Genomic DNA, 249 nt, shown 5'->3' with positions numbered 1-249 from the left:
CTCTGAAGTTTTCTTGTGTTCGCAGTAAAGATGGTGGAGCTATGCGGGATCGAACCGCAGACCTCCTGCGTGCAAAGCAGGCGCTCTCCCAGCTGAGCTATAGCCCCATCGTTTGCAACCTCTTCAAATTTGCTTCGCAAATTTGGTAGGCCTGAGTGGACTTGAACCACCGACCTCACCCTTATCAGGGGTGCGCTCTAACCACCTGAGCTACAAGCCTGCAGAGATTATTTACTGCTCTATTTCATC

Annotated in this window: 2 tRNA genes; both read right to left on the bottom strand. The window is 51.0% G+C overall.

The annotated features are described in order from the left end of the window. Positions 1–31: 31 nt before the first annotated feature. Positions 32–107 (bottom strand) — tRNA-Ala (locus ACQUTP_RS25720). Positions 108–143: 36 nt separating this feature from the next. Further along, positions 144–220 (bottom strand) — tRNA-Ile (locus ACQUTP_RS25715). Positions 221–249: the final 29 nt, after the last annotated feature.

It is taken from the genome of Klebsiella sp. 2-CIP_Kleb. (genome assembly GCF_050378715.1).
GTDB lineage: Bacteria > Pseudomonadota > Gammaproteobacteria > Enterobacterales > Enterobacteriaceae > Klebsiella > Klebsiella quasipneumoniae.
This window is presented reverse-complemented; position numbering and strand designations above follow the sequence as displayed.